Annotated in this window: 23 protein-coding genes and 1 tRNA gene; 4 read left to right on the forward strand and 20 right to left on the reverse strand. The window is 42.2% G+C overall.

Annotated elements, in window-relative coordinates:
* Window positions 1-37: 37 nt before the first annotated feature.
* The 7 genes from lon to trhA form a co-directional block, all read right to left on the reverse strand.
* Window positions 38-2,452: an endopeptidase La gene (lon, locus tag SGLY_RS12495; protein WP_013625637.1), complete on the reverse strand. Its 2,415-nt coding sequence runs from the start codon at window positions 2,450-2,452 to the stop codon at window positions 38-40.
* A 65-nt stretch (window positions 2,453-2,517) separates the two neighbouring features.
* Window positions 2,518-4,227, reverse strand: coding sequence for an ATP-dependent protease LonB (gene lonB / locus SGLY_RS12500; protein WP_013625638.1), 1,710 nt, complete (start codon window positions 4,225-4,227; stop codon window positions 2,518-2,520).
* 172 nt (window positions 4,228-4,399) lie between these two features.
* A complete protein-coding gene (locus SGLY_RS12505) occupies window positions 4,400-4,948 on the reverse strand; it encodes a DUF2238 domain-containing protein (RefSeq protein WP_013625639.1) in 549 nt (182 codons plus the stop codon).
* A 225-nt stretch (window positions 4,949-5,173) separates the two neighbouring features.
* Window positions 5,174-6,427: an ATP-dependent Clp protease ATP-binding subunit ClpX gene (clpX, locus tag SGLY_RS12510; RefSeq protein WP_013625640.1), complete on the reverse strand. Its 1,254-nt coding sequence runs from the start codon at window positions 6,425-6,427 to the stop codon at window positions 5,174-5,176.
* 41 nt (window positions 6,428-6,468) lie between these two features.
* On the reverse strand, window positions 6,469-7,806 hold the full coding sequence (gene tig / locus SGLY_RS12515; protein ID WP_013625641.1) for a trigger factor: 1,338 nt from the start codon (window positions 7,804-7,806) through the stop codon (window positions 6,469-6,471).
* 180 nt (window positions 7,807-7,986) lie between these two features.
* Window positions 7,987-9,156 (reverse strand): MGDG synthase family glycosyltransferase, encoded by a 1,170-nt coding sequence (locus SGLY_RS12520; protein ID WP_013625642.1) that lies wholly within the window; start codon window positions 9,154-9,156, stop codon window positions 7,987-7,989.
* A 194-nt stretch (window positions 9,157-9,350) separates the two neighbouring features.
* Window positions 9,351-9,998, reverse strand: a complete 648-nt coding sequence (trhA, locus tag SGLY_RS12525) for a PAQR family membrane homeostasis protein TrhA (RefSeq protein WP_013625643.1) — start codon at window positions 9,996-9,998, stop codon at window positions 9,351-9,353.
* Window positions 9,999-10,216: 218 nt separating this feature from the next.
* Here trhA and SGLY_RS12530 point away from each other — a divergent pair, with 218 nt between their 5' ends.
* Window positions 10,217-10,714: a DUF1836 domain-containing protein gene (locus SGLY_RS12530; protein ID WP_013625644.1), complete on the forward strand. Its 498-nt coding sequence runs from the start codon at window positions 10,217-10,219 to the stop codon at window positions 10,712-10,714.
* Between the two features lie 89 nt (window positions 10,715-10,803).
* Here SGLY_RS12530 and SGLY_RS12535 read toward each other — a convergent pair whose 3' ends face one another.
* Window positions 10,804-12,930 (reverse strand): glycosyltransferase family 39 protein, encoded by a 2,127-nt coding sequence (locus SGLY_RS12535; RefSeq protein ID WP_013625645.1) that lies wholly within the window; start codon window positions 12,928-12,930, stop codon window positions 10,804-10,806.
* A gap of 406 nt (window positions 12,931-13,336) precedes the next feature.
* Between SGLY_RS12535 and SGLY_RS12540 the strand changes: the two genes are divergently transcribed.
* Both SGLY_RS12540 and SGLY_RS12545 read left to right on the forward strand, forming a co-directional pair.
* Window positions 13,337-13,735, forward strand: a complete 399-nt coding sequence (locus SGLY_RS12540) for a type II toxin-antitoxin system HicB family antitoxin (protein WP_013625646.1) — start codon at window positions 13,337-13,339, stop codon at window positions 13,733-13,735.
* Between the two features lie 146 nt (window positions 13,736-13,881).
* Window positions 13,882-13,964: transfer RNA gene (locus SGLY_RS12545), tRNA-Leu, on the forward strand.
* Between the two features lie 256 nt (window positions 13,965-14,220).
* Here SGLY_RS12545 and SGLY_RS17620 read toward each other — a convergent pair.
* The 12 genes from SGLY_RS17620 to SGLY_RS12600 all read right to left on the reverse strand — a co-directional run bounded on the left by SGLY_RS17620 (window position 14,221) and on the right by SGLY_RS12600 (window position 22,814).
* A complete protein-coding gene (locus SGLY_RS17620; protein WP_083811233.1) occupies window positions 14,221-14,409 on the reverse strand; it encodes a 4Fe-4S binding protein in 189 nt (62 codons plus the stop codon).
* 138 nt (window positions 14,410-14,547) lie between these two features.
* Window positions 14,548-14,907, reverse strand: coding sequence for a NifB/NifX family molybdenum-iron cluster-binding protein (locus SGLY_RS12550; RefSeq protein WP_013625647.1), 360 nt, complete (start codon window positions 14,905-14,907; stop codon window positions 14,548-14,550).
* Complete coding sequence (locus SGLY_RS12555) at window positions 14,885-15,745, reverse strand: Mrp/NBP35 family ATP-binding protein (protein WP_013625648.1); 861 nt, start codon at window positions 15,743-15,745, stop codon at window positions 14,885-14,887. The genes SGLY_RS12550 and SGLY_RS12555 overlap by 23 nt, the downstream gene beginning before the upstream one ends.
* 46 nt (window positions 15,746-15,791) lie before the next feature.
* Entirely contained in the window at window positions 15,792-16,679 is an 888-nt protein-coding gene (locus SGLY_RS12560) for a nucleotide-binding protein (protein WP_013625649.1), read from the reverse strand.
* Window positions 16,657-17,514: a nucleotide-binding protein gene (locus SGLY_RS12565; protein WP_013625650.1), complete on the reverse strand. Its 858-nt coding sequence runs from the start codon at window positions 17,512-17,514 to the stop codon at window positions 16,657-16,659. The genes SGLY_RS12560 and SGLY_RS12565 overlap by 23 nt, the downstream gene beginning before the upstream one ends.
* 1 nt (window position 17,515) lies before the next feature.
* The gene (locus SGLY_RS12570; RefSeq protein WP_013625651.1) at window positions 17,516-17,884 is read right to left on the reverse strand and encodes a NifB/NifX family molybdenum-iron cluster-binding protein; all 369 of its coding nucleotides are present in this window, start codon (window positions 17,882-17,884) and stop codon (window positions 17,516-17,518) included.
* Between the two features lie 94 nt (window positions 17,885-17,978).
* On the reverse strand, window positions 17,979-18,200 hold the full coding sequence (locus SGLY_RS12575; protein ID WP_013625652.1) for a DUF5320 domain-containing protein: 222 nt from the start codon (window positions 18,198-18,200) through the stop codon (window positions 17,979-17,981).
* A 285-nt stretch (window positions 18,201-18,485) separates the two neighbouring features.
* Window positions 18,486-19,232, reverse strand: coding sequence for a Rossmann-like domain-containing protein (locus tag SGLY_RS12580; protein WP_013625653.1), 747 nt, complete (start codon window positions 19,230-19,232; stop codon window positions 18,486-18,488).
* 39 nt (window positions 19,233-19,271) lie between these two features.
* Complete coding sequence (locus SGLY_RS12585; protein ID WP_013625654.1) at window positions 19,272-20,366, reverse strand: ABC transporter ATP-binding protein; 1,095 nt, start codon at window positions 20,364-20,366, stop codon at window positions 19,272-19,274.
* On the reverse strand, window positions 20,363-21,178 hold the full coding sequence (locus SGLY_RS12590; RefSeq protein WP_013625655.1) for an ABC transporter permease: 816 nt from the start codon (window positions 21,176-21,178) through the stop codon (window positions 20,363-20,365). The genes SGLY_RS12585 and SGLY_RS12590 overlap by 4 nt, the downstream gene beginning before the upstream one ends.
* Window positions 21,153-21,938: a molybdate ABC transporter substrate-binding protein gene (modA, locus tag SGLY_RS12595; RefSeq protein ID WP_013625656.1), complete on the reverse strand. Its 786-nt coding sequence runs from the start codon at window positions 21,936-21,938 to the stop codon at window positions 21,153-21,155. The genes SGLY_RS12590 and modA overlap by 26 nt, the downstream gene beginning before the upstream one ends.
* Window positions 21,939-22,427: 489 nt before the next feature.
* Complete coding sequence (locus tag SGLY_RS12600) at window positions 22,428-22,814, reverse strand: DUF134 domain-containing protein (RefSeq protein WP_013625657.1); 387 nt, start codon at window positions 22,812-22,814, stop codon at window positions 22,428-22,430.
* A gap of 915 nt (window positions 22,815-23,729) precedes the next feature.
* On the opposite strand from SGLY_RS12600, the gene SGLY_RS12605 reads away from it, so the two are divergent.
* Complete coding sequence (locus tag SGLY_RS12605; RefSeq protein ID WP_013625658.1) at window positions 23,730-24,740, forward strand: ABC transporter substrate-binding protein; 1,011 nt, start codon at window positions 23,730-23,732, stop codon at window positions 24,738-24,740.
* Window positions 24,741-24,809: the final 69 nt, after the last annotated feature.

Raw genomic sequence — 24,809 nt, forward strand, 5'->3', positions numbered from 1 at the left:
GATCTATTACTCCGTCTTAATATGATGAAAAGAAGACTTAAAGCGGTCTTTCCTGCGGATTATGATTCCCCGCCTCATCAACCATCTCCAGCTCACTGAATTCAGAATATACCGGTACATCCCTTAAATACTGAACAGACTCGGATACCGGCAGCAAAGCTACATTGAGGACCTCTTCCATCCGCTCAACCAAAATAAACTCCAATTCCTTGCGGACTTCCTGCGGAATTTCCTCCAGATCTTTTCTGTTGTCTTTGGGCACAATGACCTTCTTTAGACCGGCCCTGTGGGCAGCAAGCGCTTTCTCCTTTAATCCGCCTATCGGCAGGACATTGCCCCGCAATGTGATTTCTCCGGTCATGGCCACATCCTGACGTACGGCCCGTTTTGCCAAAGCAGACGCCATAGCGGTCGCCATGGTGATCCCTGCCGAAGGACCGTCTTTGGGCACGGCGCCTTCCGGTACATGGATGTGCAGGTCAATCTTATCATAAAAATCATCCCTGATTCCAAGCTCTGAAGCGTGGGAACGCACGAAAGTCCAACCGGCCTGTGCGGATTCCTTCATGATATCACCGAGCTTGCCGGTAAGCGTGAGCACCCCTTTACCCACCAAAGGAGTCACTTCAATCATCAGGACCTCCCCGCCCACTTCTGTATAGGCAAGTCCGGTAGCAGCCCCGATTTCCGGTTTATGGGCCGCCGCCTGATGCTGAAAGCGGGATGCTCCCAGCAGCTTCTCAACATCCTCAGGCATGATGGTCTGTGGCTTCCATTCATTTTTTACCACCTTTACGGCAACCTTACGGAGCAGGTTGGCAATCTGCCGCTCCATATTCCGAACCCCGGATTCCCGGGTATAGCCGCGGACAATCTTGCGAACAGCACTGGGATCAATGCTGACCTGATTATCTTTGAGGCCATGGCCCTTCATTTGCTTATTCACCAGGTGTTCCACGGCAATATTGACCTTTTCCTCTTCCGTGTAGCCGCTGAGCTGGATCACCTCCATCCTGTCCAGAAGGGGCCGGGGAATGGTGTCCATACTATTGGCCGTCATAATAAACAACACTTTGGACAGGTCAAAGGGAAGCTCCAGATAATGATCCGTAAAGGTGTTGTTTTGCTCCGGATCAAGGACCTCCAGTAAGGCCGAAGCCGGATCTCCCCTTAAATCCGAAGTCATCTTGTCTATTTCATCAAATAAGAACACCGGGTTTCTGGTCCCTGCCTGACGAATACCCTGAATCACCCTGCCGGGCAAGGCTCCGATATATGTCCTGCGGTGCCCCCTGATTTCCGCCTCGTCACGTACTCCCCCCAGAGACATCCGGACAAATTTACGGTCCAAAGCTCTGGCGATCGATTTGGCCAAAGAAGTCTTGCCCACACCCGGCGGGCCCACCAAACAAAGAATCGGACTCTTCATCTTTGATGTCAGCTTCCGGATGGATAAGAACTCAATGATCCGTTCCTTAACCTTTTTCAAACCGTAATGATCTTCATCCAAAATTCTTTCCGCCCTGATTAAATCAGCCTTATCCCGGCTGGTCTTATTCCACGGCAGAGCCAGGATCCAATCCAGATACGTTCTGACCACTGTCCCTTCCGATGAAGATACAGGCATCTTATCCAGGCGGTCAATCTCTTTCAAGGCCTTTTCCCTGGCCTCTTCGGTCAGATTCCCCTTATTGACTTTCTCTTTATATTCTTCGATTTCAGCCTGCTTCTCGTCCTTGTCGCCAAGCTCCTTTTGAATCGCCTTCATCTGTTCACGCAGGTAATACTCCTTTTGGGCTTTCTCCATCTGTTTGCGCACTCTCAGACCGATCCTGCGCTCCAATTCAAGGATCTCAATTTCCCGCATGATCAGTTCAGTGATTTTTTCCAGCCTGTCACTGATGTTCATTGCCTCCAGAACAGCTTGTTTATCTTCTATTTTAAGGTTTAAATGAGAAGCGACCAGGTCTGCCATTCTCCCCGGTTCTTTGACCGCAAGGACTGAGCCGATGGTCTCCGGTGAAATGCGCTTGCTTAACCGGGCGTATTCCTCGAATTGGTGATGCAGGCTCCTGCACATCGTCTCAATTTCACGCGTCAGATTATCATCATTGGTCATCCTGATGACTCTGGCCTTAAAGAACGGCTCTTCCTCGATAAATTCATCTACTTGCCCTCTGGTGATCCCTTCCACCAGCACCCTGAGCGTCCCTCCCGGAAGCCTGAGGAGCTGCTTGATCTCGACAATTGTCCCTACAGTATACAGGTCGTCCGGCGTAGGGTTATCAATCTCGATTTCCTTTTGAGCCAAAAGCAGTACCTGCTTATCCTTCAGCATAGCATCCTCAATGGCAGCCATTGAGCGTTCCCTGCCTACATCAAGATGAATCAGCATATATGGAAAAACGAGTATCCCTCTCAATGGGAGAACAGGAAATTCAAGTTTAGGCATTTTTCTATCTCCTCTCGATTATCCTCGGTTCAAATATTCTACCATTTTTACTTTAGGCAAGCAAATCACACCGGCATTTTGATGCCCTTTAAAAGGTTATGCAGAGAAGTGTTCTTTTCTGCCAGATTCACTTCCACCGTTTCCACCCGCGTATTCGGAATCAAGACAGCGGTCAAAACCTCTGTCAGAGAATCGACAGGGATCACCTCCACCCCGTCTTCCATATCTTCAAACTTCATTTGCCAGTTTTCCCGGGGAATGAAAATCCTTTTGCATCCGGCTTGAATCGCTGCTTCTATTTTGGCGCTTACCCCTCCCACAGGCATGACCTTCCCTCTGATCGACAATTCGCCGGTTACAGCACAGGTGTTATCCGCCTTTAACTTTGTGATTGCCGAATATACGGCCGCAGCCATGGCTACCCCCGCTGAGGGACCGTCGATCGGTGTGCCGCCGGGGAAATTGACATGAATATCAAAATTACGGGGTTCCACACCGAACTCTTTGCGCAGTACAGTCATGGCATTCTCCACAGAAGAGCGGGCCATGCTTTTGCGCCGCACTTTCCGGCCTTCCCTGCTGCCCTGTTCTTCTTCTTCAACAATACCGGTTACAAATAAATCCCCCTTGCCGCTGGAGGCGGCATAAGCCGTAACCTCCAATTCCAGGAGCGTACCGGTATTGGACCCATAAACGGCAAGACCATTGACCACTCCGACCTGCGGACTGTCCGGGATCTTCTTTTCGAGGCGCGGTACATACTGTCCGGTTGTCACCACCCATTCAATAATCCGCCGGTCGAGGCAATTCAGCCCTTCATTGCCCGCCACCCCGGCGGCCAGCTGAACGATATTAACAGCCTCCCGGCCATTATTGGCATATTTCTGAATAATATCCAACGCTTCATCACTGATTCGCATTTCAATTTTAGCGGCTGCTTTACTGGCCACTATCCCGATCTCTTCAGGCAATAGATTCCGGAAAAAGATTTCTATGCAACGGGAACGAATCGCCGGCGGGATCTCCGCCGGGCTTTTGGTCGTGGCACCGATCAGCCTGAAATCCGCCGGCAAACCATTCTGAAAAATATCATGGATATGGGCCGGAATATTGTTGTCCTCCGAGCTGTAATAAGAGCTTTCCAACATCACCTTCCGGTCTTCAAGCACCTTGAGGAGTTTATTGATTTGAATGGAATGGAGTTCCCCTATCTCATCAATAAAGAGCACCCCTCCATGGGCCTTACTGACCGCGCCCATCTTCGGTTGAGGGATGCCGGCTACTCCCATGGCTCCCGCTCCCTGATAAATCGGATCATGGACCGACCCGATCAGAGGATCGGCAATCCCTCTTTCATCAAATCTTGCCGTCGCCCCGTCAAGCTCGATATACTTGGCATCAGGAGCAAAAGGGGAAAGATTACTCTTCTTGGCTTCCTCCAGAACCAGTCTGGCCACAGCCGTTTTTCCCACTCCCGGCGGACCGTAAATCAGAACATGCTGGGGATTGGCGCCGCAGATGGCGGCTTTCAGGGCCTTGACCCCCTCCTTCTGCCCGATGATTTCTCTGAGATCCCCCGGTCTCGTTTTTTCCGAGAGAGGAACAGAAAGAGAGATTTTCCGGAGTTTGATCAACCTTTCCCTTTGTTTCCGGGCCTCCTTTTCCAGACTGACTTTGTTTCCCTGCTGCTGCTTAAGGGCAAACCAAAAATAAGCCCCTACAATGATGATAAAGATAAACTGCACGACCATCATCAACATCGCCAATTCATTCATTGCGTATCCTTCCTCCTATGTCATAATATTTCCTAGTATTTACAGGAAGGATCAAAATGAAACATGAAAAGCCGTCAGACCTAAAATCGCCTGGCACCATCATTGCTTTTCTTTACCGTTTGGGATATGATCGATCAATGCTCATTAAAATATGCACTTCAAAATCATTTAATCAAAACAATGTCTTAGAGGATACTACAATAATCGCCGCAATGACAGAACCAAAGGTATTAAATAATAAATCAAAATTCGTATCAGCAAGCCCATCCTGTTCTTTTGTTTTGAATACTGTATCAACAGCAAATTCCATCAGTTCAAACAATACTCCCAACAGGGCCCCTAAAGAAAGAACAAAGATAAAGATCAGTACTTGAGAATGAAATACAGGCTGATAAAGATTACCTAAAACTAAAAATGCAAACAGGCAAAGAGAACAGGTTCCGAACAGGTGAAGGTACCTGTCAAAGACTCTTGACTTTACATAGTAGCCAAGGTTTTTTCCGATAAAGAAATGCATGAAAATCGTCATAACGACCAACAAAACAACGAAATCATAGACCCGGAAATCATATGCGAATTCCAAAAGAATAAAAGCGAGAAAAGCAAAATACGCTAACACAAATCCCAGGAACATTTTCAGATTTTTTCTACGAAAGAAACTTAGAAATGTTGATCCGATCATTAATGTAAAAACAACCAAAGAGATCATTGGCAGATTCATCTGATTTACACCTTTTACAAATTATTCTCACTGTTTTTCAGTGGGCTTATGGTAGCTTTCCCAGATAAAATCAGGTTATACCTCTCTCCATAACCGGTCAGACCGAAGAACACAGCAGGATATTCTGATCAATATTGGAAAATAAAAATGGAACAGCAGATGAGTAATCTCCACTGTCCCAAATCTCTTTTCGTAAAAATAAACTTTGAATCAATGACCTGTCCGTTAAGCCGATTCCTGATTCTTCCCCTCAAGCTTAATCAGCTCGGGATCTGCCTTTTTCACGATGGACTCTTTATTCACGACGCATTTTGTCACATCGGTCCTGGTCGGAATATCATACATGACATTGAGCATGGTTTCTTCCACGATTGCTCTTAGACCACGGGCACCGGTATTACGGCGGATCGCTTCTTCCGCAATCGCTTTGAGCGCATCCTCAGTAAATTCCAACTGTACCCCATCCATCTCCAGCAATTTTTCATACTGCTTGACCAAAGCATTTTTGGGCTCGGTGAGAATACGTACCAAGGCATCCTGATCCAGGGCCTCTAAGGTAACAACCACCGGAATTCTGCCTACAAATTCCGGAATTAATCCGTATTTCAGAAGGTCCCCCGGCATGATCTGTCTGAGCAGCTCGCCGACATTTTTTTCGCTTTTCTTTTGAATCTCAGCCCCAAAACCCATGGTCTTTTTGCCTGTGCGGTTTTGAATGATTTTTTCAATGCCGTCGAACGCACCGCCAACAATGAACAAAATATTTGTTGTATCCAACTGAATAAATTCCTGATGCGGATGCTTGCGTCCTCCCTGAGGCGGTACGCTGGCAACAGTCCCTTCCAGAATCTTCAGCAGTGCCTGTTGTACCCCTTCTCCTGATACATCCCGGGTTATAGACGGATTTTCGGACTTGCGGGCTATTTTATCTACCTCATCAATATAGATGATTCCTCTTTCGGCCTTTTCGATATCAAAATCTGACGCTTGAATAAGCTTGAGCAGGATATTTTCAACATCCTCCCCCACATATCCGGCTTCGGTAAGTGATGTTGCATCGGCAATCGCAAAGGGAACATTCAAAATCTTGGCTAGAGTAGATGCCAGTAATGTTTTCCCGGAACCAGTCGGTCCTAACATGACAATATTGGATTTCTGAAGCTCAACATCGTCAATCTTGCTGCTCTGGCTGATCCTTTTATAGTGATTGTATACCGCCACAGAAAGGACTTTTTTAGCCTGTTCCTGCCCGATTACATATTGATCAAGTATCGCCTTTATTTCGACTGGCTTGGGGATTTCCCCAAAATCGGTATCCATTTCGTCATGCAGTTCCTCTTCGATGATCTCATTGCATAGTTCTATGCATTCATCACAGATATAAACACCAGGTCCGGCAACAAGTTTTTTTACCTGATCCTGAATCTTACCGCAAAACGAACACTTGAGTTGATTTTTGTCATCACCATATTTTGCCAAAATGCTCACCCCTTTTCAGTGAAATATTGTCTCCGGTCAACTTATTCTCCATTGACCTCATTTGCCTCTTGCTTCTGGCCGGCGGATCCTTCCTGGAAATCATTGTTGGCCACCAGAAAATCAATTGTTTTATCGGAAATCATACCCAATTTAAACCAATCTAATTCACCGCGGGCAGCAAGCATTGTCTGTAATTCTTCAACCTTGCGTCCATACTGCTCAGAAAGCCTTGTCATCTCTGCTTGCATTTCTTCATCAGATACTGTAATTCCTTCTTTTTTAGAAATGGTTTCAAGAACAAGCTCTGTTTTTATTCCTTCAACTGCCTGAGGCCGATAGCTTTCTTTGAGCTGATCTTCATTCATATTCAGATATTTCGCGTATTGCTCCATTGTTAAGCCTTGATAAGAAAGGTTTCTGGCCATTTCTTCCACAATGGAGTCTAATTTTGAGGCGACCATGCTCTCAGGAATCTCCACACTGGCATGATTTACCGCCTGATTGACAACCTGGGCACGGAATTCATTTTTCAGCCTTAGTTCAGTTGCCTCAATCATTTTTTCCTTAATATCGGCTTTCAGCTCCTCCAGGGTATCAAATTCACTGATATCCTTGGCGAATTCGTCATCAAGAGGAACCAGCTCTTTACGTTTGATCCCCTTTACCGCGACCTTAAATTCGGCATCTTTACCGGAAAGCTCCGCACTGTGATATTCATCAGGGAAACGTACTTTAACCGTGACCTCTTCACCGATTGAGGACCCGATCAGCTGATCTTCAAAACCGGGTATGAATGTGCCGGAACCAATGACCAGCTCATGATCTTCTCCCTTGCCCCCGGCAAAAGCCACACCATCAACAAAGCCTTCAAAATCAATGGTTACGCTGTCTTTATTCTCAACCTTGCCTTCTTCAACCGTGTTTAACTTGGCATGCGTTTCTTGACGGCGAACGAGCTCTTCATCAACTTTTTCGTCGGTAACTTCCGCCTTCTGGGGTTCCACCTTCAGTCCAAGATATTGGCCAAGTTCAACTTCAGGCTTTACATCAACAATAACCTTGAAAATGAAATCCTTGCCTTCCTCTGCCTGAACCAGATCAACCTCGGGCTTGGAAACAGGAGCAATTCCGCTTTCTTCAACGGCTTTGGCATAAGCAGGCCCAAGCATGGGGTCAATCGCTTCATTAATAATATAATCCTTACCAAGATGTCTTTCTATTATATGACGGGGGGCTTTTCCTTTGCGAAAGCCGGGAATATTTACCTGCCCGGCAACTTTCTTGGCAGCTCTATTGATTGCTTGTTCAAATTCCTTGACATCAACCGTAATTTCCAAAGCCACCTTGTTCTTTTCTACATTCTCCACTTTAACAGACATTGTGCTCCTCCTTGAACCTATCATTGTCATTTATATCTTTTTATATAACCATTCTCTGCTAAAAACAAACCTCGTAAAGTGAATTTCAATAAAAATCTCTGTGTAAAAATCTTTAAAACAGACATTAATATTATCAGAACTTCAAAAAATAATCAACCTTTGCCTCTTATTGATTTCAGCTTAACCACCAATAACCTGTTCCTTGCTGACCCTTTCTTTCTCCCGCAAATTGATGATCGCCCGGGCGGCTTTTTGGGAAGAGCAGTTCGGAAGGGCACTGCCGGCCAGTTTGGACATTTCCCTCAGGATTCCCGGATTTTGCGATAAGTACTGCAAGACTCTGGTCAATTCTTCTGAGCTTAACACCGTCATCCCGCCTCCCGTACTTTCTACAAACTCCGCATTCCCATCCTCCTGCCCGGGAATTGGCTTAAACATTAAAATAGGGAGACCCAAAGTCAAGGCTTCTGATATGGTCAAGGCTCCTCCTTTACTGACCAGAAGATCGGAAGCCGCCATCAATTCCTCAACATAATTGACATACCCCAGGCACTTTAAAGGAAAAAGGCATTCCTTTTCAGATTGCTTCAAGGCCTGATAGTACTCTTCATCTTTGCCGGCTACAATAAGGAACTGAAGCTGGAGCCTGGGATTAAGACGATTAATCGCTTTGATGATCTCAGTGGCTTTAGAGGTGGGCCCATAAGCTCCGCCCATAAAGAGGATTGTCGTTTTATTCGGATCAAAACCCAATTTTTTTCTCAATTCCTCTTTGTCTAAATCCTGCTCGAATTCCAATCTGATTGGGATCCCGGTGATCATAATGCTTTCTTCTTTAATTCCTGCTTCAATCAGTTTCTCTTGAACCTGACGGCAGCCCACAATATACAAATCAATGCCGGGGTGAATCCACATTCCGTGAATGACATAGTCTGTCACTACTGTCACAAGCGGAACCTTAATCAAGCCTTTACGCTTCAGTTCCGCCAGAACACCCGCGGACATAAAATGAGTATTGACGATAATATCGGGTTCCATTTCCCGAATGTAATGAATAAAGCTTTTCTGCCTGAACCCTTTGACAAAATTACGGTATTTATTTTCTGCGTGAGTCGTATTTGTATATTTAAAAATTTTGCCCCAAATTGACGGAGTATTTTTTACCATTTTTAAATAAGCCGTCCGCATAAGAAAATCGGTTCCTTTCGGAAAAAATGAACCGTAATCACAGTGTCTGATTTGCGCGTCCTTCGGAAGCATAGACCTTAAGCCCTCGGCCAAAGCCTCCCCTGCCTGATAGTGCCCGCCGCCGAATTTAGAAGATACGATAAGTATGCGAGGCTCAAACAAATAATTTCCCTCCAAATATAGAAATAATTATTGCTTTTTATATTATAACTGGACAACTATGATTTTTCTTCTTTTTTACATTATATTTTTACATTTATTTTTACAATTTGTTGAAAAAAACCCCATTCACGCGACAGTGAAATGAGGTTTCCTTGACCAATCCGTCCTCTTCTTATAGTGGTTCCCAATTTTCCTTAAACTAAAACATATCGATAAACAAAAACATAATGAGACAGACTGCCTGCCAGAATGAATAAATGAAATATTTCATGGAACCCCAGCTTAAAGACACACAATCTTTTCGGCTTCAGGGCGTAAAAGACTGAGCCCGCGGAATAAAACAGGCCTCCTAAAACCAGCAGGAAGACCCCTTTACCGGGCAGAGCCTGAGACAGGGGGAAAATGAAACCTGCGGCAATCCAGCCTAAAACCAGGTAGAAAGAAGTATACAACCAGCGGGGAGCGTCCAGCCAGACCAGCTTTAAGATTATTCCGATAAGGCTGAGACTCCAAATCGTGATTAAAAGGCCCATGCCCAGCCGGCCATGGAGGGTAACAAGGCATACAGGTGTATAGGTCCCGGCGATTAATACATAGATCATGCAGTGATCCACCTTGCGTAATCCGCGGATCACCCTTTCCCGGGATTTTACACTGTGATAAACAGTTGAGGCAGTATACAGGCAAATCAGGCTTAAACCAAAAATCAGGGCCCCGGTAATCTGCCTCCAGCTACCGGAATCAGCCGTATGAACGATTAAGAAAACCAAACCTGTCAGAGATAGTATCGCACCTGTTAAATGAGACATCGCATTGATTGGCTCCCTGATTCTCGCAAGCATTTGTTAACCTCCTAAATATTCTTGTAATTATATAGTTTTTAAAACTATATACCAGTATATCCATATTATAACTTGTTGTAAACCTCGGCGCAATAGATCTGACGTTAAACGACATCATCATTTAAAAATAGTTCCCGTTTTTTATTTGACGAAATGTTTAATTCAATGATTTTTTGTACTACAATATGAAAATAAGGATTTAGACCGGAGGAAATAAAATGCCCCACAAAGAACTGAAAGACTCGGATATTCCTAATATAGATGTTTACATGGATCAGCTGATCAGCTTTTTTGAAGAGTATCTTGATTCCTACAGAAGAGATCCTAAAGAAAAAGTCCTAACTAAAACCATGGTTAATAATTATGTTAAAAACGGAGTCATGGAGAAACCTACTAAAAGAAAATACAATAAAAATCAGTTAAAGTCTTTATTTATTATTTATCATCTTAAGCAAGTATTATCCCTTCAGGATATTAAAAGTTTTTTTGAGCTTTCTGATTCCATTTATCGCAAAGATGATTTATTCCAAAACTTCCTCGATGCACAAAACAAGGCATCTCAGGATATGGATACCCTTTTAAAAAACACGGAAAACGGAGACCCGAGGGCCATCACCGAAATGATCCTCCACCTGGCTGTCGAGGCTTTTGCCCGCAAACGCCTGGCGGAGAAGCTGATTGATGACATGAATAATCAAAAGCAGACGGAAAACTGAAAGCATTTCTGATGATCAGACATGCTTTCAGATCCTCTCCATCTGCTCTGGCTCTATCGCCGAAATTAAACGGTCTTCATCAATAGGCTTTAGTTTGAACCCATACTGTCTGTATAATCCTTCAAGTCATAAAGCTGAGCGGAGCTTCTGCTCCCCGTATCATTCCCCGCCGACACCGGTTTCCCATTTTCGCTGACCCAGCTCATGATCTCACTGTTGGATCTTCCCCCTCTGTTCCCAGCCATGACATATCTGATTTCCCCTTCAGCCGCCAAAGCTTTGAATTCTTCCAAAGTCAGGGGGCTGTTGTTCCCTAAGAAACCGCCCAGACACATTACGGGCTCTCCGGTCTGAATGATGATATCAGCACAATCATTTGCAGAAGAAACCACAAGAAGATATTTCTGATTGGCTGTTTTATTCTCCTGCAAGAACTCGATCAAAACGGAATTTGCGTTATTTTCATTGATTCTCGCATTGTTCCCATTATTATTGACAGAAGTATTTGTACGATAAAATGATTTAGCCTGTGATAACAATTCTAAACCGGCAGCAGGGAAAGAGCCCCCGCTTCCGGAAAATATTGCTGCCGCTGATCCCACCAACGGCGTGATCAGGATTCCTGTCAAGGCTAAACCGGCCAAAGCTTTCCAGAGCTTATTTTTTTTGTTGCCTCTGTCAGCATCGCTTTCACCTCGAACATCATCATCGTGTTCCTGTTTCTTTCTGAGGTTGATTAAGCCCAAGAGCGCCGAAGAACCGCAACAGGCCAGGGCAACTATCCCCATCAGGATTTTGACAAGATAGCCTGAATCAATAAAATAGCTCAGCATCAGGATGTGCACAGCTCCCGACACAAATAAAGCCGAAGGGAGCAGCCATGATTTCCAGCCTCCCTCTTGATACTGTTCCCACATGGAAGCCATTCCGATACCCGCCAAAGCAGCTGCCGGCGCGGCCATCATCGTCAGGTAATAGGAATGCCAGGTACCTGTGTTATAGCTGAAATAAACAAATTCCGGCAGGAACCACATCAGCCACAAGGCCAAAGCCTGCTTTCTCCGGGTATTCAATCCTGTCCTGAATTTTTCATTGAGGGCGGCCGCAATGAAGCCAAACAGGGCCAGCGGAATAAACCACACGATCTGGTCAGAAAGAATATTTTTGGAGAATAACCTGGACAATCCCGCTGCCGTCTGTCCCCCAAAGCTGCCCGCGAGCCCGCCGCCGGCACCTCTGCCAGCACCGCCGCCAGGCATCATCCCGCCGCCCTGTCCCCCGCCTCCCTGCATCCCTGCAGGCGGCTGTGTGCTCTCACCCTCATTTCCGCTTGTCTCCCGGCCCCTCATCTGCCTGTCATCATTAGTCCCCCCGAAACCGGGACCCCCGCCGGGACCCCGTCCGGAGCCTTTGCTGTCTCCTATTATTCCCGCGATATTAATTCTTTCCAGGCCATTATGTCCGGTGATCAGTTCCATAACCGTATTATTGGTGCTGCTGTCAATATACGGCCTCTGGTTTGCCGGTACAGCATCAACGATCAGGGCCCAGGAAAGAGAGACAACGAGAAGCACCGCGGTTCCTGCCGTCAGATGAAGGATTCTTTTTGGCAAAGAAATTGAGGTAGAAAATAAATAGGTTCCATACAAGGCCGGTAAAATCAAATAGGCCTGAAGCATCTTGATATTAAAACCAAGCCCGACCAGGACCATAGCCGCGATCAGGTATTTGAGCCTGCCTTTTTCAGCCGCGACGGAAACGGCCCAGCAAGCCAGCAACAGAAAGAAAACCAGCATATTATCCACGGTGTTATTTCTGCTTACCGCCACAAAAACAGGCGTCACTGCCAGAAATAAGGCCGAGACCAACCCTGCCGCACTGCCAAAAGACCTTTTGACCAGATGGTACAAAACGATGACTGAAAGCACTCCGGCCAGCGCCTGCGGCAATAAGATACTCCAACCGCTAAACCCGAATATCTTTGCCGAAACAGCCTGAAACCAATATCCCAGAGGCGGTTTGTCGATCGTGACAAAACCGGAGGGGTCAAACGATACAAAAAAGAAGTTTTTCAGATTTAATGTCATGCTTTTCACTGCTGCCGCATAATATGAATTTGCATAACCTTCCTTGCTCAAATTTGTAAAATTAAGAACTGCTGACAACAAAGAAATTAAAAACATGGCCAGTGTTTCTTTGGTCATCTTTTTTTTCATATAGATTCTCCTTTTGATCAAAATCAGCCTGCTCCGGAGAACATTAATTGATTTGAATATCCTATTGAATTAATATACCAAACTACAATAAAAATTTTCTGAATAGCTCCTGAATATTTGCTGAAAAGACTTGAAAATTTTCTTCCATCCTTCATCATCTCTTTTCATTGCGATCATACGTATAAATACACATTCATCTTTACACACGTGTTAACACGTGCTAAAATATTATCAAAAAGAGGGAACAGTAAATGAAAACAGACGAACTGCTCAAGCTCCTAGCACAAAACAACATAAAAATAAAAAGGAAAGAGCAAAAGGTACACTGAACAATATTCTAAAAGACGCGGGATTTGAAATAAGATTCCGTATCTCTCTCAATATAGTTTGAAAGGAGATTCTAATTATGGCTAAATATCTATTTCCCGCAGTTTTTACGCCTGAACCCAACGGCGCCCATTCAATCAATTTTCCCGATATCGAAGGCTGCTATACTCAAGGGGATAACTTGCAAGATGCCTATGAAATGGCTGAGGATGTCTTGTGTTTGCTCCTGTATGATCTCGAGGAATCTAAAGAACCCATTCCCGCCCCTTCAAATCCAACCGATATTGCTTTCGTGCAAGGATCTTTCGTAAGTTTAATTGGAGTTGATACTCTCGAATACAGAAAATTTCATGACAACAAAGCGGTTAAGAAAACACTTACCCTTCCTCAATGGCTAAATACCATTGCAGAAGAAAAGAACGTAAATTTTTCTCAGGTTCTGCAAAACGCTTTAAAGGATCATTTAGGTATTCAATAAGCTCAACAAAAAATAAATCCAGGGATCTAATCATTAAATATGCAAAAGATTATCTTTCATTGATTGATAAATAACCCGATCCAGTGATATAATAGATCAGAATCATTGATGCTGATTAAGGTTTTTACCTTAAACGCTGATTCTATGCGGGAGTGGCGGAATTGGCAGACGCACTGGATTTAGGTTCCAGCGGGAAACCGTGGGGGTTCAAGTCCCTTCTCCCGCACCACAATTTGTCCGAAAACCCGCTGTTCAAGCGGGTTTTAGAGTTTCCTAAGCAACATTTTAACAGTTATTTAACTGTTTTTTTTATTTGCAGACTAAAAGTATAAAAAAAAGAAGGCCATTAAGCCTTCATTGCTTCCACCAATCTTTTCGTTCCCACCATATTGATGGCCCTTTTTAAATTGTATGCAAGGAAACTGAGCCCCAGCTCGCCTGTGGCTTTTTCTATGCCCTTGCATAATAGATTTAGAGTAATATTATTACTTCTTAACTGTTCGAATTGCACCCATAGGACAATAACTTACACATTTTCCACATTCAGTACATTTGGCCGCATCTACAGTTGGAGCTTTGTATCCTTGTTGCTTTAAAGCTCCGACTGGACATACCCTAATAGACGGACACGGATGGTTTTGAGGACACCTATTCTTTTCAACTATAATTGCCATTACAAACAACTCCTTATAAAACAGAATGTTATTATACCCAGTAGGGGTATTGTAGCATTCTGTTTTATAAGAATCAATATATAGCTTTACAACAATTTCATTTGCCTATCTCCCTAGAAGGTATGCCTTTTTGAAATTTTAATGTCCCCCACATTCACCATGATGTTGATGTTGATGGCAAACAGAGCCTGTTGATTGAAGCTGGCCTTGTAAATATTGTTCGACTGCAATTTTGGCATTACCTCTTACACCTGTAATGATTTCAATGTTTTTTTCAGTAAATATTTCGATAGCCCCGGCTCCCATCCCGCCGGCAATAATAACGTTTACTCCAATATCATTTAAGAAGTTAGGTAAAAAACCTGGACGATGACCTGGGTTTTGTACTGCCTCACTTTTAAGGATCTGCTCTTTTTCTGTATCAAAAATAAAGAAACTATCACAATGTCCAAAATGTTCCGAGACCATTGGACCCTCACTCGCTACTGCTATTTTCATTTTCATTTCCCCCTAATCTTTCTAATATTTTCGCTGCATTATCAAGCAAGCTGCCTTCATAAAATTCAATCATTCCTTTATCACAAGCTCCTGCAATTTGGGGATCTATAGGCAGTTTGGCCAGTACAGGCAGTTGCTCTTGAGCAGCTACTCTATCAATAGAGCTTTCTCCGAATATCTGGTAGGTATTGCCGCAATCCGGGCACTTGAAATATGCGAGGTTTTCTACCAAACCAATGATTGGAATGTTCATGGTTTTAGCCATATTTACCGCTTTTGTGACAATCATAGAAACTAACTCCTGTGGTGAGGCAACTACTATAATTCCATCGAGTGGAATGGATTGAAATACAGTCAGCGGCACGTCACCCGTTCCAGGAGGCATATCAATGAACATGAAATCAATATCTGTCCAGATGACATCCGACCAAAACTGTTTAACAACACCGCCCAATATAGGACCGCGCCATATTACAGCGTCTGATTCTCTTGGTAATAATAAATTGGTAGACATGATCTCTATTCCGGTCTTACTTGTGGCAGGAAATAGACCAAACTCGTCTCCTGCGGCCTTCTCCGTAATACCAAAAGCTTTTGGTATTGATGGACCGGTAATATCAGCATCAAGAATTGCGGTATGATAGCCTTTTCGGTTCATTGTTACTGCCAGCAGAGAAGTTACTAAGGATTTGCCCACACCTCCTTTGCCGCTAACAATGCCGATTACTTTTTTGACGTTGCTCATTTCATGCAATTTTTCGCTGAAATCCGTCTCTTCTTTTCTTTCACTGCATTGTTCGCTGCAAGAATTACAATTTTGGCTGCAGTTTTCACTCATTTTTTGCCCTCTATTGTTAATATTCTACATTTATACCATTCCGGGATCACACTTGATTGGAGTACTTTTCTTTGCTGATAAGAAACAGGATTGTCTTTTGAAAAACTTCGCTAACGGCATGACCGGCAAGACAATCCAAGTCTACTATACTTTGCCCGTTATTGATTGCTTTAACAACAGCACTATCAAAAGGAATCTTGCCCATAACAGGGATATTTTGCTCCCGGCACAAAGCTATAATCTTGTTGGTAAGGATCTCATTGGTGTCATACTTATTAATGCAGACACCTATTTTGGGTCCAAAGCTTTGTGCAGTTTTAATTATTCTTTCCATATCACTCAGACCGGAAAGTGATGGTTCTGCAACAATGAGTACCAAGTTTGCACCGCTTATTGAAGCGATTACCGGACAGCCTATCCCGGGAGATCCGTCTATGATTGCCAGATCAACGTTATTGGCATTTTGGAATAATTGTTTTTTAACTTCGGTAACAAGTTTACCAGACGTCCCGCTGCCCATTTTTAACTGAGCCGTAGAAAAAACAGCTTCACCCATATACAGTCTCAGTTCTCCGGCTTTATCCGGCTGAAGAGAAATGGCCTGAACCGGACAAAAAGCTTCACATACCCCACAACCTTCACATTCATAACAACTTACTTCGTATTGGCTGTTATTCTTTTTTATAGCATTAAAGCGGCAGTATTCCAAACAAAGCCCACACGAAATACATTTTCTATAATCTACAACTGCTTTCGGCATGCCAAAATAGTCCTTTTGTTTAGTCAATTTATGGTTTTGAGTTACGAGATGCAGATTTGGTGCATCGACATCACAATCGGCATAAGCTTTTGCCTTGGCTAGTTTAATAAAAGCACCGGTTATCGTTGTTTTCCCTGTGCCCCCTTTACCGCTAAGTATTAATAACTGTTTCATTACCTACCTCCTTAGTCACAGCAGATAATAAATTGCTGAATAATTCCCGGTACTTTTCTTTTTCCCTTATCACAATCAGCCCGTTGGAATTTAGGGTTCCTAATTCAGTGTCAAAGGGAATTTTCCCCAATATATTAATTTCGTTTTTTAGGCAAAAGTCCTCAGCAGGGTTGGCTTCGTCCAGGTATTTATTCAGTATCGCACCATGCGGTTTATTAAAGAGCTTGACTAAATCATGAACCATGCTTAGGTTATGAGCCCCGAATAACGTTGGTTCTGCTACCAGAATGCAATAATCGGCATCTTTTATGCTTTCCATAACAATGCATGCACTCCCCGGAGGGCAATCGATCAAAGTTAGTTCGTTGTCTTGGGAAATAGTTTGCAGTAGTCTTCGGACAATAGGAACTCCCGAAGGCTCCCCGGTATTTAGTATTCCAGTCAAAACCTGAACATTCTCGGATAACCCGCTTTGAATTAAACCTATACTTTGGTCTTTTTCTGTGATCGCTTTATTCAGGCATAGGAGTACACAGCCGTTACAAGAATGGCATATTTCATTAAAAACAATTACTTTGTTTTTGATATATGCAAGGGCGTTAAATTTGCAAAAATCCACACAAGTCCTACATCCATTACATAGATTGTGGTTGATTTCAGGGAGCTTAACCGGCACATTTTCTTCTTTTAGTTTCTCCGGTTTAAAAAACAAATGACCATTTGGTTCTTCAACATCGCAGTCAACATAGATGGAACTTTTGGCGACTGAAGCAAAATTAACAGATACTAAGGTCTTGCCGGCACCTCCCTTGCCGCTTAAGACAGCAATTTTCATTCTAATTCCCTCCGTGCTGGTGAAAACCCGGATGAATATTTTCCAGCAATTCCAGTTTTCCTTCAGCTAAGGCTTTTAGATTATTTTCCAGTGAATCATTTATAGTCCTATACATTTTTATCTCAGCAGCTTTTAATACATCTGCTGCATTCTCACCGCAACGTGGTGTGAGGAGAACATCCGCTCCCGAATCGGCAATTTTTTGTGCTGCCTTAATGCCAGCTCCGCCCTGATTGGCAATTGCGCTGTTGTCTATAAATTTGCTTTCATTTTTTCCCGTATCGTAAATAAGAAAATATGGAGCTCTGCCGAAGGAAAAGCAGATTTTTGCATCCATAGAATTACCTTCGACAGGTATTGCAATCTTCATCGCTCAACCCTCCTATTAAATAATTACTCGGTTTTTCTGCGTAATTACCGCCGCAAGAAATTAACAGGAGCGTCCTCCTGTAATTTTTTCTTTACTATTGACTATTAATTTGTTTATTAATTAAATTAAGTTTCTTTTCTAAAAATTCTTTTTGCTCAAAAAGCAATTCTTTTTTTGTTGAAGAAAAAGTCATATCATCAGTAATCTTTCTGCAAAATCCCTTTCTTCTGCCAGTATTCGCTCTGGTACATAACCCAAAACCATTGCCACTCATTGCTCCACGTCCCAATGGACCCGTTCCGTCTCTGCCAGGCATGAAATCACCTCCTTAGCCAAGTTATTGACATATGCCCTTTATGTTTTATATTATACTGCGTTTTGAACATATGTCAATAACTATAAATAAAAAAACGATGTACGAAAAAGTCATCGGTCCTGTAGATTTAGCATATTAAAATGTTTTTTAAACGAATATATAATTTGAAATATTTTCAATATTTTCCTTTAAGGAAATTTAATAACAGCTTATTGAATGACAATGGTGTAACAGAACTTTAGCCTGTTACACCATTTTTCATATTTATCCGATAATCAGGTTAAACTAAGAAGCCTGCGGACAAAAGCGTTTCAGGCCTAAAAGTGAAGCTGTGCCTGCAATTGTGATACCAAAATAAACAACCGGTTTTTTAATTGGAAGGAAGTTAACAATTGATTTGTTGCAGAGTGTACTTCCCGTGACTAAAAACAAATCTGCCCAAGTCTGAACCTCTTCGAGATCACAGATCCCATCCTCGACCACAATGCCGAACTTTTCTTTGCCGATGTTATCCTGATCCAAGTCAAAAATTCTCAGGCTGTATTTCTCGGATAATACCTCAGACATCGCAGGCTGCAGACCAAAAAGAGCAATCTTAGGATTCCCGTACTCTTTTTCGATCATTTCGACAAGCTCCAAGCTGCATTTCTTGGGGCCCTCATCTTTACAGTGAATCGTCCGGTCAGTCATTTTCAGCTCGCGCATAACTGCATTCAGAGCAGAAATAAAAACTGCCCGTTCAAAGTTTGTCTCAAGCGGCATCGTTGCCAGTTCCTTTAATTTTCCGGAATAAGTGTTAGACATATCTGTAAATGCTTGTCCGCAGGAGCAGCCGAAACACGCCTGCATCATTTTCTCCTTGCCCTTTTGAATTGGAAAATCATCTCTTTCAGGATTTCCGATCGCTTCCTGAAGTGTAAGTACGGAACAGGTAACTTCTACTATTTCCTCATTTAATCCGTTTTTATCAGCCAATTCCTTCAAGGCTCTTTGAAGCTTTAACAGTATAAATTCTGTTTGTTTTTCTTCCATTTTCTTTTCCCTCAGCATAAATTAATTTTTCCCGAGATATCATAGGTTTGCAATCAAATGAATGTCTTCAACATCAATTGATAAAGTTATCTCATCATGAGCTCTGGCAGAAATTCTTTCCCATTCATTCCGGGACAGTACCGCATGCCAGCAACCGTTCCCTCTACAGGTCAACCCTACATAAGAGCTGTTAATGATTACTTTCTCAATCAAAGCATTCCAGCTAATTTTCTTGGAATGGAAACAATCCTCCTTGGAAGATACCTGTATTTGCCCAGCCTGAAGCATAAGGAACAATTCATCAGACATATTTTCCGGAAGCAGATCCTCTGCCAAAGGCCCTGCTGACCAGTTCAGCTCTACATTTTCAAACCAATATGTCCCCTGGATTTTTTTAATTTTACCGCTCACAATGTTTTTATTTTGCAGAAAATCAGCTACCCAAAGGGAGTTTGGTTTGTTAAATACTGTTAAAGGGCTTCCCTGCTGCAAAATCTTCCCCTGATTCATAACAAGCACCTGGTCAGCCAGGTACATAGCATCTTTAAAATCATGGGTTACATGGATAATTCCCATACCTTCATTTTTATGGATATCCTGCAGCAAAGAGCGCAGGGCGTCCCGTTTTTGAGGGTCTAAGGCCGATAACGGCTCATCAAGCAGAAGAACCGGAGGGCAGACAAGAATAGCTCTTGCCAGCGAAACCCGCTGCTTCTCGCCTCCGCTTAAGGTAAGGGGGAAGCAATCCAGCAGGTGAGTAATGCCCATAGCTTCAGCCAACATGGATACTCTTTTGAGAGTACCATGTTCCTTGTGTTTTCTTCGCGCTTTTGCTGCAAATAATATATTTTCCTTTACAGTCAAAAAAGGATAAAGCAAACTATCCTGATAGGCAAATCCAAAACCCCGCATTTCCGGAGGCCAGGCAGAAATCTCCTCTCCTTGCAGAAACACCTTCCCTGATTTGGCTTTGCGCAAACCAGCCAGAGTTTCCAGCATGATCGTTTTTCCGCATCCGGTAGGTCCCAGAATAACAAGATAGTCTTTGCTTTCTAAAGAAAAAGTTATGTCTTGGAGCTTAAATCCTCCAGCCTGAACATTAAGATTTGATACTTCAAACAGAGGTGCTCTCATACCTTTTCCTCATTGTGTACAGCTATTTTTACAACAACTAAAAGAAGTGAAGCCAGGGAGAGCATAACAATAGCCGTTGATATGGCAAATTTTATCTCACCAATTGACATGTTTAAAAAGATAGCTACTGAGAGTGTTTCAGTCTTCATCCGCGTAATTCCTGCTAACATTGCCGTTGCACCAAATTCTCCGAGCGATCTTGCCCACGCCATCATTATCCCGCCAATAATACCCCCTTTAGCCAAAGGCAGGGATACTTTTAAAAAAACCTGAGCGGGTGAAAAACCTAAGGTCCTTGCTACATTTTCCATCCGCCTGTCTACTCCGTTGAATGCCTGCATAAAACTTTTGATGGCATAAGGAGCAGCAATAAACCATTGAGCGACTACTACCCCTAACGGAGTAAAAACAATATTGATTCCGGCCTTAGCTAACCTTTCTCCCAATACCGGGCCAAAACAAATAAGCAGCGCAATTCCGCTGACCAGCGGCGGCAGCACAATTGGAATGTCAACTAAGGTGTCAAATACAGCCCTGCCCGGAAAATTAAAGCGGGACAGAACATAGCCGCAGGGCAAGGCTGTCAGTACCGCAAAAAAGGCAGCTGTCAAAGAAGTCCATAGGGTAAACTTGATCGCAAAATGGAATTCCGGCTGTTTAACGACATTGACGATAGTTGCAAAATCACTATAAGTGCATAACCCAATGATAATAATTAGGAAGAATAAGCTTGTCAGTATAAAAGTCAGCCAAAATGACCCCAAAAATACATGTTTTTTCGCAGCCTTAAGCCATTTTAATTTTAAAGCCATATTTCTCAAAGACTTCCGGGCCATTTTCCTGAAGATATTTCAGAAAATCATTTGCTAAGTCTTTATTGGTCGTATAGACCAAGGAAGCAACAGGAACCTGGTCAATTGCATTTACTTTGGGGTCAATTTCAATAATATCAATTCTATCTTTATCTTTTTGGGTATTGCTAAATTCAACAATTCCAGCATTGCCTTGTCCCATCTCAATAGCAGCTAATACTTTTGCCGGACTTTCTACTACAGCAATAATATTTTTCTCAATTTCTTTGGTTTTACCAATCTTATTAAAGACTATATAAGCGGACTTTCCTATGGCGGTTGCATCCTTATCCGGAATAATCAGTTTAACATTCTGTTTAGCCAAATCCTCTACAGAAGATATCTGGGCTGGGTTTCCTTTGGGAGTAATAATCACTGGAGTGGTATATGCAATCGGACCGGCTACCTGATCAATTAATCCTTTCTGTTTACCCTGATCAATTGCAGCCATTCCGCCCGGTATGTAAATATCGCCTTTTTTAGTTGTCTCAATCTGATTTAGCAAGGTTCCCGAGTTGTTGAAATTGAGCTCAACTTTCACTCCAGTTTTTTGCTCATACGATGAAGCAAGTTCACTGATCGGATCTTTAAGATTAGCTCCGACATAGGCAGTCAATGTTTTCGCCTGAGCAGAGGTTTGGATATTCTGCTCCTTGCTGCAGCCTAAAATGCCAATACAGAATACTATTATTAATATAAATCCACCAATTTTCTTTAACATCCCTTAGATCCTCCTATTATATTTATATATAAATTAAAATGGCGAAGCATTGTATTAATACAAGCCTCGCCATTGAGTTTTTTAAATGACACACATTATAACATGATAAAACTTAATAAAACGCAAAATATTTATTATGTTATGTGTACTTATGTATGGTATATATTATACGCAATTTTTAAACAAAATCAATAATGTTGCCTTACATACATTTATTGTAATAGCATATTTTAGTTCTAATGTTAAATGATCTTTACGTATTGCTTTTCAGGGGTACTTAAGAGTAATTTATTTTTGAAGATATTTTCAAAAATACGTTGGCGTCAGAATTCTTATTATGGCAATTTAGTGAATAGACGATTACCTTAAATTTTGATAGCTTATGTAAAAAAAATCAGGAAAATCAATTCCTGAATTTACAATTTTTATTTATATCAGCTAATACTGTCTGCTTATGGCTTAATGCCACAATAAGCACGGTCTTATCTTCTAATCATCAGTGATTTGTCTGGTATTATCATTATTAAAATTATCGCACCGGTGTTTACGGCACCCTCCGCAAGCGCATGTTTTTTCAATCCCATTGCAAAGTTCGTAATCACCCCCCTCAATTCTCAGAAATTTACCGTTAACTAATGATTCGGCAAGTTTTTTTCGGGCATCATTATAAGTGCGCTGGACTGTTGTTCTTGCAATATGCATTTGCTCAGCACACTCTTCTTGGGTAAATTCCTGTAAGTCAATTAGTCGTATAGATTCATACTCATCTACCGACATAATAACAAAATCCGACTGATTAAATCCAGCATCAAGCGGTCCAAAAAGATTACTCCCGGGCAAGCAGCATACTCGTCTACCTTTTCTCGGTCTTGGCATATTTTACTCCTTTTAAAAGAAATTAGCAGGAGCATATTTGTAATACAATTTACGTTATTATTGCTGCGACCTGCCAACATATTAATAATTTTAGTTATCAACATATGCTCTTTATGCATTATAATAAATTTGCGAACGACATATGTCAACAACTCAATTATAAGGAATTAAAATATGAGGGTATATAGGTTGAAAGACTTTATATTCTCAACGGGATGAGAAAGGCATAACAAAAAGAGCTCCAAAACAGCTGTTTTGAAAAGTGAATATAAGTGAATCGTTATGTGCTGGCGGGAAGATAACTTGTTATACTGAATTAACCATTTCCGCAGAGCCAGCAAATCTACGGTAAAAGTGGAAAACTTTTTGGTTTGGTACTCGGTAGTTCCTGCTTCGCTTGGTGGAGCCAATGGTCGCTATGATAAACTTCTTGTGAACATTATTGACGACAATAACATGTCAAACAATAAGCATCACTATAGATAATGATATTTTTTTGTTTTCAAAATATATTGCATGGATTTAAAAAATCGGTTACAATGTCGTTAGCTTAATAAAATTTGAAATATTGATTTCAACGCTGGCAACGGTGCCTTAAATTATAAGTATTTTATAAAATATTTATAATTTAAGGCATTTTTTGTTTTTGTTGAATGATTATAAGACAAAGAAGTCTTCCGGATCGCTGACGTCAGCGGCAAAGAAGATTTTTTGTGTTATATTAGGCGCCATCAATATTTTAAAAAAGAATCCAACATCAACAAATGACAACATCGCATTTTATTTTTTTAATTGTAAATGTCATGATGTCCGTACAAAGCAAAATGTCTCAAAAGTTAGTAAAAAATGAAAAGGCTCAAAATCAGTGGATTCTTCAGTTCTGTTTTTTAAGCAAAATGAAAGGAACGATGATAAATGAAAAAAATAATAATTGGATTACTCTTATCGATGTTAATACTCTCCGCTGTTGCCACAGGGTGTGCTAAAAAAGAGACTCCGGAGAACAGCGCCGGACAAACAGTAAACTTACCGGCGCCGAAAGTGGTCAAATTTGGCGTTCAACCTTCTTTACAACCGCCTCATATTGCAAATATGAAAGGTTTTTTTACGGAAATTGAAACAAAATATAACACAAAGTTTGAGCTTATCTCTTTTGCATCCGGCGGCCCTGAGAACAATGCCCTGGCAGCGAATGAAATCAGCTGGGCCCAATACGGGATGGCGCCTGCGATTGTTGGAATGGAAAAAGCAGGCGGGATGCTGGTGGCAATAGATATATTGGAACAAACCGCGATTATCTCAGATAAAAGCATCAATACAGTAGCCGATTTGAAAGGAAAAACAGTCGCGTTCCCTGGTAAAGGCTCTCAGCAATATCCGCTTATGCTAAAGGCCTTAGAAGGTGCAGGCTTAAAAGAAGATGATGTTGTCCTTTTAAAGATGGATGCTTCCAATATGTCTACAGCTTTAGAAAAAGGTGAAATATCGGCATACATTGCCTGGGATCCTCATACCACAAAAGCGATAAGCTCGGGGGCGGGAAAGATATTGGTAAAGGCCGAAGAAGTTATGCCGTTGAAAGAAGGCCATTATTTAGGTGAAGGGGTCGTTGTAAGAAAAGATTTCGCAGATGAATATCCGGATTTAACAGAAGATATCGTCAAAGCGATAATGAAGGCAAATGACTATATTGTTGACAATTTATCAGAAACACCGGCTTTGTGGAGCAAAGCGATCGGTTTGGATGAGTCCATTATAAAATTATCCTTAGACAATAACATGTCTGTCTTTGTAAAGGATATTTCTCCTGATTTGGAGGCATTAAATCCATATGTAAAATTGTTGAATGAGTATGGTATTACACAGATATCAGATGTCGACAAATTTTTGGATGAGCACGTGATATTGGATTATACCAAAAAGTAAAAAAGCGGAACTTTCCTATACGATAAGAATGATGATATCAACCATATAGAAATTGAATAGAGCATTCTG

The organism is Syntrophobotulus glycolicus DSM 8271, assembly GCF_000190635.1.
GTDB classification, from domain to species: domain Bacteria; phylum Bacillota; class Desulfitobacteriia; order Desulfitobacteriales; family Syntrophobotulaceae; genus Syntrophobotulus; species Syntrophobotulus glycolicus.